Consider the following 18,631-nt stretch of genomic DNA (forward strand, 5'->3'; position numbering starts at 1 on the left):
ACGCCGCACGCTGATCCACCAGGGATTACGGGACAGCCCTTAGGCGGGCCGGCGGAAGAACGCCGAGGCGGCAAGACACACCTTGTCCTTCGAGGGGGTCGGCGGTGAATGAGGGTCCTTGCCCGGTCGCCAGAGAGCACCGGACACGTCGCCGGAGAGCGGCGGATCTATCGCCCCGTTGCCAGATGAACCTTTGCCCTAAGGGCTGTCCCGCAATTCCTGGTGGATCAGCGCGCGGCGTCAGATGCGGTGCATCGCAAGACGGAGAGGCGCCCGCATACTGGATGCATTCGGGTGTTTCGACAACGCGGCGAGGTGCCGTAGCTGTCGTCGTGCGCTCGCCAGGAATTGCGGGAAAGCCCTTAGCCAGAAACGGTTACCGGTGTGGGTGGAGGACCGCACTCCAGGATCGACTCCAGTTGCGGAACCAGGTCGCCGTCAGGAAGGAGCCGCTCAGGTGTTGCCTTGAGCTCGGAGAGACTCCACCACCTGTACCCCTTAATGGACTTGCGCTCGTGGTCCTGGAGGCTGCGATGGTCAACCTGCGTCGAAATCGTGCGCACGAGAACGTAAGACTGTTTGACTAGTTGTGCGTAACCACGTCGATGCGTGATCCACGGCGTACCCACCCACACCAGCGGTCCCACCTGAACGTCGACCAAGCCGGTTTCTTCCCAAAGCTCTCTTCGAATGGCTTCGTCCATCCGCTCGCCTTCCTTGAGGCCACCGCCTGGACATGTCCATCTCGGTACACCCTCAGAGTCCACCAGCTTGAACATGAGGAGCCGATCAGCACTGTCCAGCAAAAGGGCTCTGACTGTCTCTCTGGTCTCCATGACAAGCTCCACAGATTCATTCGGGCCTGAGTATCGCCCGGGGCGGGGTGTGTCCCGCGTGCCTTTCAGCGATTCAACTCCTTGAGCCTTGTCGCCGTCTTGCTCGTTCCTCACACCGTGCCCGGGTTGCCTCGCTCCAACAGATCGGAGGCGGAATAGGCCGGGATTCGGCTCCGTGATGCCGGCGCGCGATCGGCGACTACGTCTGGCTCGCCGTCGAGGTGTGCCGGGCGGTGGCTTCGACCTGGGTCCACAGGTTCCCCGCAGTAGCGAAGGTTTCCGCGGTCAGGGCCTCGTCGGGGAAAGCGATTTCGTAGACCTTCTCAAGCTCGACGAGGAGTGCGACGGTCTGCATGGAATCCAGACCCAGGTCAGAGAGTGAGGCGTCATCGTCCAGCGGGGTGTCTGCCGCCAGGAAGTTGAGGTTGCTTCGGAGGATCTGTTCGAACCGGTCGTCCCACGGGGCCTGTCGCTGTGGTTTCGTCACTGTTCACCCTTCCTTGCTGTGCGGGTCAGAAGCAGATGGCTGGAGTCGGTGACCAGCCCGGAGTCGAGCAGCACTTCGCAGTGACCTGCGACTTCACGATGCACAGGACTCAGTTGGAGTTTTCGCTTCAGAGGGAGTCCGAACGAGCATCGCCGCGCCCAGACCCGGAATCGAGAAGTCGCTCACCACTTCCCCCCGCGAGATACACGTCATACCAGGTCGGCGCAGAGCCGTTCGGGAACGAATGCAACCTGTCGACAACGCCGGCGTGGACATCGGCAGCAGTAATTTTCTCATCTTCGGCGTGCACCCTGCAAATGATCTTGGGATCTCTCCCGTCGCTCTCTTCGACTGCAAGTGATGTCGATTCAACTCCCGGAATCCCTTCCAGGAGGTTTCGAGTTGAATGAAGGTCTACGTAGGTGCGGTCTCGGTATATCCATTCGCGAGAGCGAGCGATCGGGGAAAGGTCGCAGATCTCGATAATGTCGGAAATTTCGATATCATGATGAGTGGCCCTGGCGCAGATGCTCTCCACCCCTCGAAGGAGAGACTCCACGTCACCCCTGGTCAGGTATGCGTCATCGGCTTCAATTGCCAAGCGAACCGTCGAACTCGTGGATCGAACGTCGAATCGCAACGGAGGGGCAGTCCATCGGGAACGAGAACTCAGCCACTCCACCTTACCCAGGGATTCGAATTCTGGTACTGGAAAATCACCGGTGATGTTGATGTAATTGAACATGCAGGAATCTCGTGTCACGTGCATTCCGCGCTCGCTGCGAATTTCACGCATCAAATCATCCTCCATGTCGGGATCGTACCGCCCATGGCGATACGCCCGCAGTGCCGCACTGCTGACTCTTTTCGTGAGGGCGTCAAATGTTACTCCGCTACAGTCAATCAGCGCGATTGCCGCCTGTGCGAGATTGGCGACAGATTCCTGCAGCTCGCCTCGCGGGCGATTCGAGCAGAGAACCTGAAGATTTACGTAATGGTTTGACGTGAGAACTGAAATCAACGAAAAGAATGCAGCGGCCATTATTGAAGGGGGGCTTACGCCCAGGCGTTGTGCAATCTTGGTCTGTGACTGCGAAAGGCTGGTGGAATCGTAGGACGCTCTGATTATTCGCTGGGGGGCATCGATGCTCGCGGCCGGGCGTGCAGGCCCGCCGGCGCGGGGTGAGAACGCCGTGGCCGGAATGTGGCGCAGCACATGCGCCCAGTGCTCTGCGGCCCTGGCGCTCCGCGCTCTACCGGGCCGGGAGTGTTCGTATTCCTGGATCTCGAATGGCTGCATTGACTGGTAGGCCGAATCCGCGCGCGTACTGATACCCCTGATTGAATCCCTGACGGTGGCATCGACCAATGCCGCGGAGGCACCATCGATGGTCACGTGGTTGTATACGAGGAAAAGACGCCGTGCTGAATTATTCTCAATGGTGATTGCGACTCGTACGGAAAACTCGTCAGTGAAATGATTTAGCTGCCAGTGGTTGATGTACTCGTTGAGCGGTTCATGTTCGTCGTCCTCCAACTCGATAACCGTGATCGGAACGGTTCCCTTGCTGGAGAGAATCTGAAGGCGATCGGAAACCGGGTTGAATCGGGTTCGGAGGGACTCGAATCGTTCGACCGCGAGCGTGATGGCCTCGACTATTGTTTCAATTCGGGTGTCCTGGGGTACGGGAATTTCTCGCTTGAGATTGAAAAGCCCCAATTCGGTAGGGTGCTTCTCTTCGAGCAGACGGGAGAACTTTATCTGCCCCCACGTCATGGGCCGGATGCCGCTGCGGGTTCCGTGAAAGGGTGCGGCAATTTGAGAAATTCGCATGGCGAGCTACATCTCCTATGCGTTGAGACGTTCGGAACCGTGAAGTCTCCAGGCCGGGCCGGAGGTGGCGAACCGTGAACGCGAGACACGGCGTCGCGGAAACCCCATTGGTTTCCACTTCGTTGCTCCCGTGCCTGTTGGGTGCTCACGTCAGACGGGTGATCATAGCCAGCGGTCTTCGCGGGTGACAGGGGGCGCGAAAGTTTCGTGTATGGGGCAGGCAAGGTGACACGCAGCGGCCGGCCGGTGTGCGTGCACCGTTTTGGTTTCGGCAGAGACTCCGGATTGCGGTTGTGACCTGCTGCGACACGGCTCCGTTCTCAGGCCCCGTGTCTGCGCAGGCCGGTGCGCCTGGGTGCCGACAGCGGAGCGGACGTGCGCTGGTCCGAGACGACCCCGGTCGCGCAGTTGGAACTGTTCGTTTTTCGCCCGGCTCGGGCAGTTGTGGGTGAACAGCTCGGGACGACGCTGGATTTATGTGGAGAAAGATGCTTGAACGCCTGGCTGTCGTGCATGTTTGCGCCGGACACCGCGGCGGCCGGCGGCAGCCCCTGGGCCTCGGACAGCTCGTGCAGTTCGCTGCCCTTCCTGTCGCGATCGACCGGATTCGGCCCGGTCAGCGAATGACCTCGTGAGACATCCCCTTATGCGTTTTCCTGTTCGATGTGGACAGACCGATCTGAACGTCACCCCGGGACAGCCCTTTCAGCCAGGACGCGCCGCCGATCACAGCACGCCATTCGGTAGTTTAGTAAATCGTTCTTCCAGGAGAAAATGGGGCGTGTTGCGCAACTTCGACATAAGGCTGTACGCCTCGCCCCCGCCCAGCCGCCGTTGGCCAGGAGGCTTGTTCATGACCTCCGCACCGCAACAGGGGGACGGCTGACGGCCAGGCTTCCCATGGCGCCACATCAAGGATCCTGCGACGCAGGTTCGTCAGCCTGCCCCAGGAACTCTCCGCAGCGCCCGAAGTCCCACTCCCTCAGACCCGAAGGCTGCGATCGCAACCGTTGACAGGGGCATGAAGTTGATCGTAGCATTTCGTTCGGCATTTTACTAAAACGTTTTTCCAGGAGAAAACGGGCGCGATGCGCAATTCAGGCATGAGGCTGCACGTCCTGACCCACCCGACGTTGATCAGAGGGCTTGCCCTCGGCCTTTCCGAAGGTCCCCTGCATGACCGGAGAAATGAGATCGGGAGGAACACTTCCGGACTCCGGCTCCTCGGCTTCAGAGCGGCGCCCATGCCCTGACGGATCTGTTCCCGGTGTCCCATGCACTTCTCATTCCTGGACTGCGCAGCGCCCAGCTCTCGGCTTATGGACCGCAATGTGCCCCTCAGAGGGAATCCTTCCGAAAGAGGAAATGGATGGACGGACAAGAGATCACCCAACGCGTACGCAGCATCATTGAGGCGCAACTCAACACCGCGATCGACTTCGATGACGAAGATGCCCTCGCCGATCACGGCCTCGATTCGCTGAGCAGCGTGGAAGTCACCCTGGACCTGGAAGACGTCTTCAGCGTCACCTTCAACGACGAGGAGATGACCTTCGAGAGATTCGCGACGATCGCCAGCATCGTGAACCTGCTGGAGGAGAAGCTCGCTTCGTCGGGGTGAGGAGCGAACGTGGTGACGCGCCGTGGACGCCCGGGCGGGGTGTGTCCCATTCAGGCTGATTCGAAAGGGGGGTAGGCGTCGGTGCAGGCGCAACAGAGCGACACGTACTTCAAGGTGCTCGGTCCCTTGGAGATCCAGCGAGGCGGCGGTCCTGTCGCATTGGGGCCGCGGCAGCGACGGATACTTCTGCTTCGCCTCCTCGCGGAGAACGGGCGCATCGTCAGCACGGACCGCCTCCGCGATGACGTGTGGGGCGGCCACCCTTCCCGCGGCTCCATCTCCTCCCTGCACGCGCACATCAGCAGGCTCCGCGCCGCCTTGGAACCCGACAGGGCCTGCCGCGGACACTCCCGTCTGCTGGTGACCGAGACGTCCGGCTACGCGCTGCGTGTCCCGCACGAGAGTCTGGACACAGTGCAGTTCCAGCGAGACCTCGACCGTGCCCAGCGGCAGCTGTCCACCGGAGAGCCCGCTGCCGCCTGCCGGGAGGCCGAACGGGCGCTGGTGCGTTGGCGCGGAACCCCGTTCGTCGAGGCCGCGGACTATCCATTCGCTGCGCAGGAGATCTTCCGGCTGGAGGAGGGCAGGCTCAGAGCGCGGGAAGTCAGGATCTCGGCGCTGCTGGCGCTCTCTCAGTTCGACGCGGCGACAGCCGCTGCCCAGGAGCTGACCGCTGACCATCCCATGAACGAGGTGGCGTGGATTCTCATGATGCGTGCCCTCTATCTCTCGGGCCGATCCGCCGAGGCCATCCGGCAGTACGACGTGGTGCGCGACCGCCTCAACGCGGAACTCGGGCTGGAACCGGGACCCGGGCTCCGCGGCATCCAACTCGCCATCCTGCGACACGACACCCGGCAGATCGCACCGGAGCCGCCACAGCGCACGGAGCTCGCCTTCCCGAAAGCCGCGCCCCTGCGCGACGCACCACTACTGCCGGGCAGGTCGGCGGAGCTGTCCCGGCTGGACGAACTGCTGGGCGCCGCCGGATCAGGGGAGACGGCGTGGGCCATGGTTTCCGGCGAGCTGGGCTGGGGCAAAACGAGGCTGGCCGAGGAACTCGCCCGGCGCGCCGCCGACCGTGGTTTCGCTGTCGTATGGACCCGTCACGGCGGAGAGGCCGGCGGCCCCGCGAGCGCCACACCATTCTGGACCGCCCTGCAGATGCTGCGGCAGTTGCTGCCGGAACGGGACACTCTCACTCAGGCCGCGCTGAGTACGGGCGAAGTGAGCGCGCCCATGCAACGGCTGACCTTCTTCGAAGACGTCGCCAAGGACCTGCAGCACGCGCTCGCCGACCGTCCCACCTTGTGTCTCATCGACGACATGCAGTGGATCGACCCCGAGTCGTGTGAGCTCCTTGCTTTCCTGGCCGTGCATCTGCGTGAGCTCCCCCTGGCAGTGGTGTGCAACACGCGCGACGCCTCCCAGGCCGGAGTGAATCGGGTCTCCGCGCTGCTGGCGCGTCAAGGAGGTGTCCATCTCCGGCTGTCGCCACTCACGGCGCAGGAGGCGAAGGAGGTCGTCTGCCAGTGGCAGGCCACTTCCTCCGCTCCTGTTGCCGCCCGTGATCTCGACAGGACAGCGCGTGAACTGCACCGGCGCAGTGCCGGCAACCCCTTCTTCCTCACAGAGCTGCTGCGCTCGATGGCCGACCGCACCGGGTGCACGACACCGCGTGTCCCGGCCTCGGCTCACAGCGTTCTCACGGCTCTCCTCGGCGGCCTCCAGCTCCCGGTCCGTGCCCTGCTGGAGACCGCCGCGGTGGTCGACGAGGCGGTCGACATCGACCTCTTGGCGCGGCTGCGCGGCAGCACCTCGGACGAGGTTCTCGACCTGGTGGGCGCAGCCGCCGCCGCGGGTGCGGTCCGGTGGGAGGAAGGTTCCGGACCCTGGCAACCGGGACGCTGCCGCTTCACCTGGCCGGTGCTTCGCGAAGTCGTTCTCGCGGAGCTGCCGCCCGTGCGGAGGAAGCGGTTGCAGACAGCTGTCGCCGAGTGCGTTCACTTGCACGCGTCCTTGGTGCCCGCGGCGGCAGTCCGTCTTCCGGTCCAACCGTTCAGGTCGGACGCAGCCCCCAGGATGCCTGTCCGGGCCCCGTCTTCGGGGGAGGGCGGGTGAGTGCACACACAGTCGCACGCCCCGCCGCGAAACATGTCGGAAAGCATGTCGAGAAGGATGGAGCGACGCATGACGAGGCAGTCGGATTCCCTGTCCTGGCGATGCCGGTGGGACAGTTGCCTGTCCGCCGTGGGGAGGCGCCGGTGAACCTGTACGAACGGGCGGTCCAGCAGGCGCTCGAAGGCAGTGGTCACCATCCGGTTCCCGTGCGCTGGTTCACCAGTGCGTTGCAAGTACACACCAACTCGCGCCGTACTCGCGCGTACGTTGCCAGCCAGCACCACGTTGTGGCTCACCCTTCCTTTGTCCCCGCGGTGCTCCCGGTCACCGACCTGTACGCCGTCGCCGACCCCGCGCTGCTCGGCATCATCCGGTCTGCGGCAGTGGGCCGTCCCGTGAGCCGGCGGGAGTCCTTTCGCGGGGTGTGGTACGCGTGCTGGAAGACCGGCGGCGACGGCGCGGTGATGCTCGTCGACGACGGGCACGCGTACCAGCACGCCCTTCTCACCCGGGACTTCCGCTCCTGGGCTGTCGTGGGAGACCGTCGTGAGGACCTCGGGCCGGTGGTCTCGCGCACCGTACGGGAACTGGTCCGCGAGGACCTGCTCCGTCGAGGGGCCGTCACCTTCCACGGAGCCGCAGCCGAACTGGCAGGCGGCGGAGGCGGCGTGCTGCTTGCCGGTGCTTCCGGCGCGGGCAAGACCTCTGCCGCGATCCGGGTGGGGCGCGGCGGAGGCCGGGCGGTGGGCACGGACCGCAGCTTTCTCCTGGAGTGGGGAGGCACACGGATCCTCGTCGGCCTGCCCGAGTCCACCCGTCTCAGTGTCGGCTCCGCCGAGGCGATGGGCATCGCCCGTGCCCTGCGCGAGCGCTCCCCCATCCGTGGCCTCAACCCCTTCGCACAGGGCGGCACCGACCGATCCGGCGAGGGGCCGCGGACGGCGAAGGAGCCCAAGGTGTCGCTGAGCAATGCTGAAGTGCACGAGCTGCTGGGGTGCGGCTTCGTGGCCGCGACGCCCGCCGACTCCCTGGTGGTGTTGGAGAGCATGCCCCACGCGTCCCCCCGACTGGACGACCTGGACCCGGCGGAGGCCGTGGCTGCCCTGCGCCCGCACCTGCTCGCGCCCGACCCCGACTACCGGAGTCGCTGGCTGACCGCCGAGCCCGGGTCCGAGGCACCCGAGGCGGCGACGGCACGACTGTCCGCACTGGTCGACGGCCGTCCGGTGAGGCGCCTCGTCTGGGATCCCGCGCTGCACTGCGACGACAGGGTCGCGCAGCTGCTGTCTCCGGACACGGGGCGCACGGTGCCCGACACGACCGCTCGCGCCACCCGAGCAGAACGGAATGTGCGCCGATGACGACCCCAGCGGAGCCTCGCCCCGACGGCAGCAGCTCGGACGACGCCGTGTGGGGCGTCCTGCAACTCATCGCGCTCCAGCAGGGGCTGGACGAAGAACCCGACGAGCGCGCCGCGCCCCTCGCGAGGGCCGACTTCGACCACGGCCGCCTCGTCGAGCAGGCGATGCGCCACGGTCTGCTGGCTGCCCTTGCGCACTACCTTCATCGCCACGGGCTGCGCCGCACCCTGCCAGCCCGGCTGCGCAATCCCGTGCTGTCCTACCTGCTGATGAGCGAGCACCGTGCCCACCTGCTGACGCACGAGGCCCTACGGGTGTCCACGGCCCTGGAAGGGGCCGGCATCCAGGCCGCTTGGACCAAGGGGGTGGTGCTGCAGTCCACCCTGTACGACGACAGCGGCGTCCGGACGTACAACGACATCGACTTGATGATCGCACCGGCCGATCGGGAACGCACACAGGCGGCCCTTGTCGACCTGGGCTACGAAGCCGCGGTGGCCTTCGACCCCACGGCCAGGGAGCTACGGAAGATCTCCCGGGCCGCAGAGCGGATGTACCGGATGTCCCCCGACCACCTGCCGCACTTCCACCGGCTCGTCGACGACCTGTGCGTGCCGCACATTTCCGTTGACGTAGCCAATAGCCTGACCTGGCACGGCAGCGCATGGCACGTCCCCCTGGGGCCGGTCATGGCGCAGAGGGAGACGGTGAACGTCCTGGGCGGGACCACCCTGCCGACGCTGTCGCCGACGCACTGCTTCCTCTTCCTCTGCCTCCACCTGTTTCGCGAGGCATGGGTGCAGCGAACCGTGCAGACCAAGGACGTCTCCCTGGCGCAGTTCGCGGACATCGCACGGCAGTGGCGGCGTTCCTCCCCACAGACGCGCCGCCGCGTCGCGGAGAGTGTCGCCACATGGGAGCTGGCCGGTCCGGTGGCCTGGGTCTGCGCGCACACCGACGCGCTGCTGGGTACGGAGATGGTGGCCGGCCTGGGCCTCGCGGCAGCGGCCGACCCGGCGTGGCTGGCCAGCGGGCAAGGAGGCTCAGGACGCCGGCTGACATGGTCGGGAGACATGCGCGAACGGCTGCGTTCCCCTCACCCCCCGGAGCTGGTACCGGTGGCCGCGGACGCCTGATGTGCACAGCGGTGGCGGCCGAGGGACCGGGTCAAGGCCGCTCCGCTCACCGGAACGGAGCATGGCCGACGCGTCCCCCTCTCACACCAGCGTGACATTCCGGTCGAGGAGGGACAGGGTGCCGTTCGCCGTCAGTAGCCGGTCGTTGGCGTAGTTGAGCGCCGCCGACCGCAGATCGCGGAAGACCCGTTCCAGGGGAAGCGGCGAGGTATGCGCGTATCCCACTGACAGCCCGGCCAACTGCACCATGCGGTCGGCTGCCCGGAATGTCAGCTCTGAGGCCGCGAGCTTGAGGCTGTTGAGATGGATCCGCACCACGGGACCGTCCAGCCGGCCGCCCTCGGCCCGGATGCCGGTCACCTCTTCCTGGACCTTGGCCAGGTAGGCGCTGACCAGTTCGAGGTCGAGTCGGATGCGGGCTATGCGCTCCTGGACCAGCGGAGAGGAGATGTCGCTGCCCCCCTTGCGTGCGCCCCCCGCCAGCCTGCGCACCAGGGAGCTGAACGCACCCTGAGCCGCTCCCAGCCAGCAGGCGCTCCAGGCGAGATGTCCCGTGGGGACCATGCTGTCCGCGGCGGCCTGCCGAAAGCGGCCAGGTGGCCCCACCATGTTGTCCACGGGGACATGCCCGGTCAGGCGCAGCGCCACGCTGTGCGTTCCGCGCATTCCCAGGGTGTCCCAGTCCCCGGTCTGCTCGATCTCCAGGTCGGCGCGGTCGGCGTAGACCAGCGAGACCTCGTGTGGACCGGCGTCCTGGTGTGCCCGCATGGTGATCAGGAACCCGTCGGCGTACGCGCCTCCGGTGACGACGGGGGCTGCCCGCCGGATGACCAGATCCTCGTCCCGGCCGCGCAGAGCCTCGTGGGCGGACAGCAGTTCGCCGCCCGAGCCCTCCTCCGTGGTGACGGAGGCGAGATACACCTCGCCTGCGGCGATCCGTGGCAGCAGCTCCGTCCGGAGGCGCGGGCCGGCGTGCCGCACGAGCAGGTCTGTCTGCTGACAGTGCATGGCCCAGATCATCGCGGTGGACAGACAGCCGGTGGCGAGCCTGCGCGCGATGTCCACCAGCGCGTCGAGTCCGAGCCCCATGCCCCCGTACTCGGTCGGCACCAGGAGGCCGAGATACCCACTGGAGCGCAACGCCTGCAGCCCCTCCACGGGGAACCGGGCCTTGGTGTCCACGTCCGTGGCGTGTTCGGTGAGGATCCTCACCAGGGAGTCGACATCAGTCATGGGATCTTCCTCCGGGCTCGTACGCTGGAGAATGCGCTGGTCAGTTGCGAGGGGCCACTTCGATGGGCCGCAGGGTGAGGCGACGTGCCGAGAGCACTTCCCCCTCGTCGAGGACGATTTCGACCGGTGCGGGGTGGCTCAGGAAGCCGATGAGGCCGGCGGTCAGGCCGTACGCACCCACGTTCGGCACCGCGAACAGGTCACCGGCGCGGGGAGTGCGGAGCGCAGCCGCGCCGTTGAGTACGTCGAGCGGAGTGCACAATGGGCCGACCAGTGCGGTGGACCCGGTTTCGCCGATGCACTCTTCGTCCCGCGACGTCCTGTCGGCGTGGCCGGTTGCCCGGCCCGTGCCGATCCGATACGGCTGGACGTTGGGCCGCACGAGGCGGCCCAGTCCGGACATGCCACCGAGGGCGTTGACCCCGGCGTCGAGGACCGTGAACGTCCGGTCGCCGGTCCGCTTGACGTCAAGGACCTGCGTCAGCAAGGTGCCCGCGGTCGCCGCCAGGTAGCGCCCGGACTCAAACATCAGCTCAAGGTCTTCCTGCCGCCACACCGCCGCGTGCTCGTCGAGCATGCGGGTCAGGCTGTCGGTGAGCCTCGGATGGCGGGTGAGTTCGCCGGGCCGGGCGAACGGCGCGGGGAAACCGCCGCCCAGGTCGAGGACTTGCGGGGTGAACCCGGTGCGCTCGCACACCCCCGCCACGGTGCGCAGCGCCTGGTCGAACTCGGAAAGCAGCGCGTCCTCGGTCGCCACGTTCGTCGCGAAGAAGGTATGCACTCCGACGGGGTGCGCCGGGCCCAGGGGACGGAACAGCTCGGTGAGCGCGTCGGAGTCCGTCGTGTCGACGCCGAACGCGGTGGGCCTCCCGGTCATCCGCAACGATCCGCTGCCGCTGCCGGCCGGGCCGTTGAGGCGGACCACGTAGGCGCAGTCGGTGTCCGCCGCCGCCGCGGCTTCCGCCAGCCGGGCCCGGTCCGTCGGCGACTCCACCGAGAAGGTCCGCACACCCGTCTTGAGGGACTGCACGATCTCCCGCATGGATTTGCCCGGGCCCGTGTGAATCATGTGCTCGGGCGGACAGCCCGCGCCGGAGGCCGCCACTACCTCGCCGGTCGAACTCACCTCGGCCCCCAGGCCCTCGGCGCAGAGAGCGGCAATCACCAGTGGGTGGGGATTGGCCTTCACCGAGTACATCAGCCGCACTCCGGGGGGCAGGTCCGCCTTCAGGGCACGGGCGGCGGCGCGCACAGCGGCGAGGTCGTAGAGGTAGGCGGGGGTGCCGTAGCGGGCGGCCAGTTCTCGCAGGAAGACGGGATCGTTCATCGGGTGGTCTCCGCGGATCGGCGCAGCGCCGCCTTGTCTATCTTCCCGTGTGGCGTCTGCGGCAGGTGATCCACGACCACGCAGCGGTCGGGGACTTTGGCTGGGCCGAGCCGTTCCTCCACCCCTCTCAGCACGGCCCTCGGCGGGCGCCCGGTCACTGCCCACACCGTGAGCTCGCCATCGGGACCGGGCGGAACACACGCCGCGGCCTCGACCCCTTCGATGTCCAGCATGGCGCTCTCGATCTCCTGGGCGCTCACCCGCCACCCCCGCCGCTTGAAGACGTCGTCGCGGCGGCCCACGAAGTACAGCCGTCCCTCGTGGTCGAGGTAGCCGTAGTCCCCGGTGGCAACCGCGCGGCCGTGCCCGCCGGGGGCCGGGACGAACCGTTCCGCGTTCGCGTCCGGCGCCTGCCAGTAGCCGGCCATCACGTGCGGCCCCGCCGAGAGGATCTGGCCGACCTCGCCCGGAGGCAGCACCTCGCCCTGCTCGTCCACCACGAACAGTTCGGTGCCGGGCAGGGCGCGCCCGACCGTTGCCGGGTGCGTCAGGTCCTCGTCCGGCCTGGCGACGGTGATGCGCTTGCACTCGCTCATGCCGTACATGCAGATGAGGCGAGCGCCGGGGAACGCCGACCGGAGGCGTGCGGCGTCCGGGCCCACCAACGCCGCGCCGGTGTTGCTGAACAGGCGGAGCGAGGTGGGCCGGGTGTCGCGGGCCGCGAGTCGGCTCAGTACCGCTGCCAGAGTGGGGACCAGCGGCAGAACGGTCGCCCCGCTGTTCCGGACGGCCCGTAGCTCGCCTGCCGACATCGGCTCCGACGGGAAGACGATCTCGGCCCCGGCCACGGCGCAGAGCAGGATCTGGTAGAGGCCGTAGTCGAAGGACATCGGAAGCCGGACGTAGACGATGTCGTCGTAGCGGTAGCCCAGTGTCGAAGCCACCGCGTGGGCCGCCCACACGACCGTGCCGTGCGGGCAGAGAATGCCCTTCGGACGCGCCGTACTACCCGAGGTGTAGATCATCAGAGCTGTGGCGTCGGGTCCCAGTCGGCCGGCGTCGTCCTGGGCGGGGGGTGCCGTGCCCAGGAATCCGGGCGGAGCGGCCCGGTCGGCGTGCAGCAAGGCCGACGCCGCAACCACGGGCGCGACGGAGCAGGTGACGGAGCGGCCGGCATGGTCTTCCGGAACAACCACGAGCGTTGGCCGGGCGTCTGCCAACAGCCAGCGGAGCTGATAGTCGCTGATGTCCTCGGCGGCCGGAATCACGACGGCGCCCTGCCGCAGCGCGCCGTACAGCAGCGCTGTGAAGGCCCTGCCGCCTGGCAGGAGGGACAGGATCCGTGCTCCGGTTCCGATGCCAAGGGAAGCGAGGTTCGAGGCCACCGCGCGGCTGTAACGGTCCAGTTGGCGGTAGGTCCATGCTCCCGAGCCGTCGCGGGCCGCGGGGCGCGAGCCATGGTGCTCGACGGCTCGGTCCAACAGGGACGGCACCAATGTGCCGCCCGCCGCCAGGACCGGATCCGCCATGGACTGCGGTTTGTTCGTCAAATCCGTTTCACCTCCCGGAACGGCCTGTAGCCGACGGCGTACCGACCGGCTTCTCCGCGGCACCAGCGGCATGGGCGCCGAAGCATGGAGGCCGCGCCGTGGTGTGAGCGGTCACGGACGCCTGTGGCAGCCGACGGTGTGCGTCGAACGTGGCGAGGAAGTCGGCGAGCGGGCCGGTGAGCAGCTGGTCGCAGTGGCGTACGGCGATCTCGTCGGAGCCCTCGACGGCCACTCCGTAGGCGGCGGAGCCGAGGAGGCAGCCGTCGTTGCGGGAGTCTCCGAAGGCTATGACGGCTGACAGCCCCTGCTCCTCGCCGTACGTCTCTCGCAGGTGGGCGTCGAGCGCGGCGGCCTTGCAGGTGCCCTCGGGACGTACGACGCAACCCTGGAACGCCGAGATGCGATCCAGGTCGTGTGACAGGCCGGCCAGCTTGCCGGAGAGTCCGGAGAGTCCGGCGGCGGCACCGAACACCGTCACCGCCGCGGCGCTTTCGCCCTTGGCCGGCCCAGCAGGTTCGGTTGCCACGGCCGAACGCGGCAGATCATAGGCGAGCGAGTAGGCGAGGGCGGCCCGGCGGGTGCGGGCGACCAGGGCGTCGCCGGTCTCGGTGACCGTGTCGGGGAGGCCGGCGGCGGCCAGCCGGAGGGCGATCCCCTCCGGCAGCGCCCGCGTGACGGTGATGAGGCCTTCGGTGCGGCGCAGCAGGACGTTCCCGTGGCTGAGAAGGAGGGGGTCGTCGAACGCGGTCAGGACGGGGTCGGTTGGGCTGATCCCGCGGAACGAACTGAGTGACCGCCCGGTGACGAGCAGAGGGCGGACACCCTGATCACGCAACCGGGTCAGACCGTCGGCGAGTCCGGGGAGGAAGCGACCCCGGCGGTCCAGAAGGGTGCCGTCCAAGTCGAACGCCGCGTAGCGCAGGGGATGGTGGCGCGGGGTGCGCGGCCTGTCCGCGCACGCTTCCGGGTACGTGTGAGGGTCCGCGGGCACCAGGTGGTCCGGAGAGGCGGCCGTCACCGAGGGGTCCGGGTCCGGGCGCCTGCTGTCATGGATCGGCCGTCTGCCGGTGATGCCCCGGTGAATAACGCGCCGTCGAGTGGCCTGCAGGTCCCCGTGGTCTCTTTCATGGCAGCTCTGCATGCTCTCCATTCGCATTCTCCCTGACGCGAATCACGCACGTCCTTCCGCAATCCAATAGTCGGCGTCTTGTCGGCCGCTTGCATTCTCCTTGCGTTGATTCCTGCCAGGGTGGTGCTGGGTGCTACTGACAGGGGAACGCGCAGCTCAGATGAGTCATGGACGCGCCGGCGAAATCTGCATCCGGGCGGTCGGAAAGGCGCTCACCCAGGGTCGGAACCGCAGAAGTGAGGCGCATATCGCATTCCTCGAACACCTCGTCACCCGAAGGCGATTGACGCATCATGGCGGAGATGTTCCAATCCACTGTGCCCTCTCTTCGAATTGCGTCGCTCCGAATATTGGCCAGCGAACGGGCCCGGCTGCTGAGGATTTCCGTGCTCGACCGCCGAGCCGGTTCCGTGCTCGTCCTCGTGCACCTGTGGACCGCCGTCGTGCCGGCCACCACAGCGCTGGTGACGGGCTGGCTGGTGGCGGTACTCACCGCCGCGGCAGCTGGCCGCGAGTCGACTTCGATGACGGTCTGGCCGCTCGTCACGATGGCCGCGTTGCTGGTCGCGGACGAGATCCTCAATGCCCTGGGCCATGCGATTGAGCAGTACACCGCAGGCCGGGTGGACGCCCGCGTACGACGGCAGGTGCGCGCCTTCGCGCTGTCGCCCCAGGACATGGCCCACCTGGAGACGCCGTCCTTCGCCGACGACGCGGCGCGCGCTTCGGACGTCGGGGAGGGGCGATCCCACTCACCGGGCGCCGCGGCCGTCGGCTATCTACGGCTGGTCTTCCGGATGATCGCCGCGCTGGGCTCCGCGTGCGTCGTGGCCGTGAAGTTCTCCCCGCTTCTGGCCGTGGTGCTCCTGGGCACCTGCCTCGTCATGCGCGCGCTCATCCGCCGCTGGTGGGTGCATCTTTCGCAGGTACGGGACGAGCGCGAGCCCATGCGACGCCGCGCGGAGTACTGGACCGACATCGCATCCGCCGGACCGGCCGCCAAGGAGGTCCGGCTCTTCGGCCTGCACGATTGGGTCGTCCGGCACCGTACACGCGAGTTCCTCGCCTGGACGGAGATAGTCTGGTCCACCCGGCGAGGCGTCCTTCGGAAGCAGGGGTGGATCGCCGTCCTCGCAGCCGTCGCAGCCTCCTGTGCGCTACTGTTTCCCGGTTTGGCCGCCGAACGGGGCTCGCTGCCCGTCAGTGATCTGATGACGGTGATGGTGGCGGCGTGGGGCATCTTCGCCATCAGTTCCATGGGCTACGAGGCGTTCGACATCGAGTACGGACTCCTCGCGGTGCGCGCGCTGGACCGGCTGGGCGCCGCCTACGGTGGGACGTCTCCAGCGGCACCGCCCGCCATCCCGGAAGCAGCCGGCCGGACGGGCCCCGCCACCGTCCGGGCCGAGTCCCTGGCCTTCCGGTACCCGGGCGCCGACCGCCGAGTTGTCGACGGCTTCGACCTGACGATCCGCCCCGGTGAAGTGCTGGCTCTGGTCGGGCACAACGGGGTCGGCAAGACAACGGTGATCAAGCTCATCGCCGGCCTGCTCGTTCCTGCCTCAGGCAGACTGCTGATCGACGGTCAGCCGCTGGAGCCGGCAGACCTGTCCGCCTGGCGCCGCCGCGTCGCCATTGTCTTCCAGGACTTCAACCGGTACCCGCTGTCCGCCGCCGACAACATTGCGCTCGCCGCCCCCGAACACCGCGACGACCTGGCCGGAATCCGGTCCGCCGCCATCAGGGCCGGCGCCGACACCTTCATCGAGGCGATGCCCGACGGCTATCAGACGCTGTTGGCATCGCACCGCACGGGCGGCATGGACCTCTCAGGCGGCCAGTGGCAGCGGGTCGCCATCGCCCGGGCCATCTTCGCCGTCGCCCATGGCAGGGACCTGCTGATCCTGGACGAACCGACGGCGCACCTGGACGTCGAGGCCGAGGCACGCTTCTACGGGCAGGTGGTCGCAGAGGTCAGCGGAGCCACGGTCGTCCTGATCTCGCACCGCCTGTCCACGGTCCGCAACGCGAACCGGATCGTGCTGTTGAGGGAGGGCCGGGTGACGGAACAGGGCAGTCACGACCAGCTCGTCGCACACGGCGGAGACTACGCAGGACTGTTCCGTCTGCAGGCGGCCCGCTTCACCGAATCCGAAACCGAAACCAATCCCGAGAACGCGGAGGCGGAACGATGACGCTCCTGACGAAGGGATCGGGCACCTCTCACATGCTGCGCCTGGCCTGGCGAACCGATCAGACCGTCGTGTCCGTGATCATCGCACTGGCCGCAGCGCAGACTCTGGCGGTCGCGGCCACGGGACTGAGCCAGCGCTGGGTCGTCGACGCCGTGCACGGGGCGTCCGGTGACGCTGCGCCAGGACTCCTCCTCGCTGTCACCGTCGGCGCGGTCGCCCACGTGACCATCGCAGCCGGCAACCGCACCCGCTACAACTACCAGCACGATCTGACCGACCGCGTCGACACCGTGGTCAGCGAGGAGATCCTCACGGTCACGTCGACCATCCCCAGCGTCGAGCATCTCGAACGCACCGACTATCTCGACCGGCTCGCGCTGTTGCGGCGCCACACCAAGGCCCTCGCCGGCTCCTGCTGGGCCATGAGCGACACGGCGATCTCCGTGATCAGCGCCGGTCTTTCGCTCTGTCTGCTCGTCGGCGTCCACCCGGCGCTCGCCGGACTGGCTCTGCTGGCGCTGCCGCCGCTCTGGGCCGCCAAGCGCGCGCAGAGCCACCTGGCGCAAGCCCGCAAGAGCACGGCGGAAAGCCAGCGCCACGAGGACCATCTGCACCGGATGTGCATCGAGCCGGACACCGGAAAGGAACTGTACGTCTCCGGCGCGGGCCCCCTCCTGGACCGGCTGGCCGACGACGCCTGCCAGCGTGTACTCACGGGCGTGCTCAAGGCCCGTGTACGAGCGGTGAGCTGGCAGCTGTCCGGTTGGGCCTGCTATGCCCTCGGGTACATCGCCGCCCTGGTGCTCACCGCACGAATGGTCAGTCGCGGTGAGGTCTCTCTGGGGGACCTGATGCTGGTCATCACGCTCGGCACCCAGCTCCGCGGACAGGTGCGCGCCGCGGTCAACGGCTTCAGCCGGATCGCGGACGCCGGCCACGCCTCCGAGCACTACGTGTGGCTCCGGGAGTACGCGGAGCAGCAGCGGCCGACCGGAACGCGGCGGGTCCCGGACCGGCTGGAGCGCGGCATCGAACTGCGCGACGTCGACTTCACCTACCCCGGCGCCGGTGAACCGGTGCTGCGCGGCGTGAACCTCACACTGCGGGCCGGCTCCACGGTGGCCCTCGTCGGGGTGAACGGGGCAGGAAAGACCACCCTGGTCAAGCTCCTGAGCGGGATGTACACGCCGACGGCCGGGACCGTGACCGTCGACGGCGTTCCGTTGGCCGAGTTCGACATGCCGGCCTGGCGCCACGAGCTGACCGGTGTCTTCCAGGACTTCGTCCGGTTCCAGCTCCCGGTCCGGCACACCGTCGGCATCGGACACCTGCCCTCGACGGACAACGAGGAGGACGTGTCCCACGCGGTTCGCGAAGCAGGTGCCTCCCCTCTCGTCGACGGGCTTCCCGACGGGCTCGGCACACAGCTCGGCAGGCTCTACGAGGGTCAGGAGCTGTCCCATGGGCAGTGGCAACGACTCGCCCTCGCCCGGGCGCTGATGCGGCGCCGGCCCACACTGCTGGTGCTCGACGAGCCCACCGCCGCACTCGATCCGCTGGCCGAGCACGAACTGCATGAGCTGTTTCTCCGGCAGACCGGTGGGCACGGCCGGATCACCCTGCTCGTGTCGCACCGCTTCTCCACGGTTCGCAACGCCGAGACCATCGTCGTCCTGGACGGAGGCCAGGTCAGCGAGCACGGCTCTCACGACGAGCTGATGGCGTCGGGCGGACGGTACTCCCAGCTGTACACCACCCAGGCCACCGCGTACCGCTGACCCGCGCCGCGGGTCCCTGCCGC

Annotated in this window: 14 protein-coding genes; 7 read left to right on the plus strand and 7 right to left on the minus strand. The window is 67.5% G+C overall.

The genetic code is table 11. From position 1 onward, the window contains the following. Nucleotides 1-362: 362 nt before the first annotated feature. The 3 genes from ACFYY1_RS25995 to ACFYY1_RS26005 all read right to left on the minus strand — a co-directional run bounded on the left by ACFYY1_RS25995 (nt 363) and on the right by ACFYY1_RS26005 (nt 3,157). Nucleotides 363-836, minus strand: coding sequence for an NUDIX domain-containing protein (locus tag ACFYY1_RS25995; protein WP_376422384.1), 474 nt, complete (start codon nt 834-836; stop codon nt 363-365). Nucleotides 837-1,035: 199 nt separating this feature from the next. Beyond that, nucleotides 1,036-1,323: a phosphopantetheine-binding protein gene (locus ACFYY1_RS26000; RefSeq protein WP_376422381.1), complete on the minus strand. Its 288-nt coding sequence runs from the start codon at nt 1,321-1,323 to the stop codon at nt 1,036-1,038. Nucleotides 1,324-1,450: 127 nt separating this feature from the next. Next, entirely contained in the window at nt 1,451-3,157 is a 1,707-nt protein-coding gene (locus tag ACFYY1_RS26005) for a condensation domain-containing protein (protein ID WP_388589787.1), read from the minus strand. A 375-nt stretch (nt 3,158-3,532) separates the two neighbouring features. Here ACFYY1_RS26005 and ACFYY1_RS26010 point away from each other — a divergent pair, with 375 nt between their 5' ends. The 5 genes from ACFYY1_RS26010 (at nt 3,533) to ACFYY1_RS26030 (ending at nt 9,396) form a co-directional block, all read left to right on the plus strand. Further along, nucleotides 3,533-3,784, plus strand: coding sequence for a hypothetical protein (locus tag ACFYY1_RS26010; RefSeq protein WP_388589790.1), 252 nt, complete (start codon nt 3,533-3,535; stop codon nt 3,782-3,784). A 742-nt stretch (nt 3,785-4,526) separates the two neighbouring features. Continuing rightward, nucleotides 4,527-4,778 carry an acyl carrier protein gene (locus ACFYY1_RS26015; RefSeq protein WP_388589793.1) on the plus strand — a complete coding sequence of 84 codons (252 nt, stop codon included), beginning with the start codon at nt 4,527-4,529 and terminating at the stop codon, nt 4,776-4,778. A gap of 114 nt (nt 4,779-4,892) precedes the next feature. Beyond that, complete coding sequence (locus tag ACFYY1_RS26020) at nt 4,893-6,899, plus strand: BTAD domain-containing putative transcriptional regulator (protein WP_388590121.1); 2,007 nt, start codon at nt 4,893-4,895, stop codon at nt 6,897-6,899. 287 nt (nt 6,900-7,186) lie between these two features. Continuing rightward, nucleotides 7,187-8,260, plus strand: coding sequence for a hypothetical protein (locus tag ACFYY1_RS26025; protein ID WP_388589796.1), 1,074 nt, complete (start codon nt 7,187-7,189; stop codon nt 8,258-8,260). After that, complete coding sequence (locus ACFYY1_RS26030) at nt 8,257-9,396, plus strand: nucleotidyltransferase family protein (protein WP_388589800.1); 1,140 nt, start codon at nt 8,257-8,259, stop codon at nt 9,394-9,396. The genes ACFYY1_RS26025 and ACFYY1_RS26030 overlap by 4 nt, the downstream gene beginning before the upstream one ends. 81 nt (nt 9,397-9,477) lie before the next feature. Here ACFYY1_RS26030 and ACFYY1_RS26035 read toward each other — a convergent pair whose 3' ends face one another. The 4 genes from ACFYY1_RS26035 to ACFYY1_RS26050 are packed head-to-tail and all read right to left on the minus strand — an operon-like array spanning nt 9,478 to nt 14,524. After that, entirely contained in the window at nt 9,478-10,629 is a 1,152-nt protein-coding gene (locus ACFYY1_RS26035) for an acyl-CoA dehydrogenase family protein (protein WP_388589803.1), read from the minus strand. Nucleotides 10,630-10,669: 40 nt separating this feature from the next. Further along, nucleotides 10,670-11,956, minus strand: a complete 1,287-nt coding sequence (locus tag ACFYY1_RS26040) for a type III PLP-dependent enzyme (RefSeq protein ID WP_388589806.1) — start codon at nt 11,954-11,956, stop codon at nt 10,670-10,672. Further along, nucleotides 11,953-13,506, minus strand: a complete 1,554-nt coding sequence (locus ACFYY1_RS26045; RefSeq protein ID WP_388589808.1) for a class I adenylate-forming enzyme family protein — start codon at nt 13,504-13,506, stop codon at nt 11,953-11,955. Before ACFYY1_RS26045 ends, ACFYY1_RS26040 begins: the two co-directional genes overlap by 4 nt. Nucleotides 13,507-13,513: 7 nt before the next feature. After that, on the minus strand, nt 13,514-14,524 hold the full coding sequence (locus ACFYY1_RS26050) for an HAD family hydrolase (protein WP_388589811.1): 1,011 nt from the start codon (nt 14,522-14,524) through the stop codon (nt 13,514-13,516). Nucleotides 14,525-15,021: 497 nt separating this feature from the next. Here ACFYY1_RS26050 and ACFYY1_RS26055 point away from each other — a divergent pair, with 497 nt between their 5' ends. Beyond that, entirely contained in the window at nt 15,022-16,830 is a 1,809-nt protein-coding gene (locus ACFYY1_RS26055) for an ABC transporter ATP-binding protein (protein ID WP_388589814.1), read from the plus strand. Continuing rightward, entirely contained in the window at nt 16,827-18,608 is a 1,782-nt protein-coding gene (locus ACFYY1_RS26060) for an ABC transporter ATP-binding protein (protein ID WP_388589817.1), read from the plus strand. Before ACFYY1_RS26055 ends, ACFYY1_RS26060 begins: the two co-directional genes overlap by 4 nt. Nucleotides 18,609-18,631: the final 23 nt, after the last annotated feature.

Origin of the sequence: Streptomyces sp. NPDC001890 (assembly GCF_042891445.1) — a bacterium.
GTDB lineage: Bacteria > Actinomycetota > Actinomycetes > Streptomycetales > Streptomycetaceae > Streptomyces.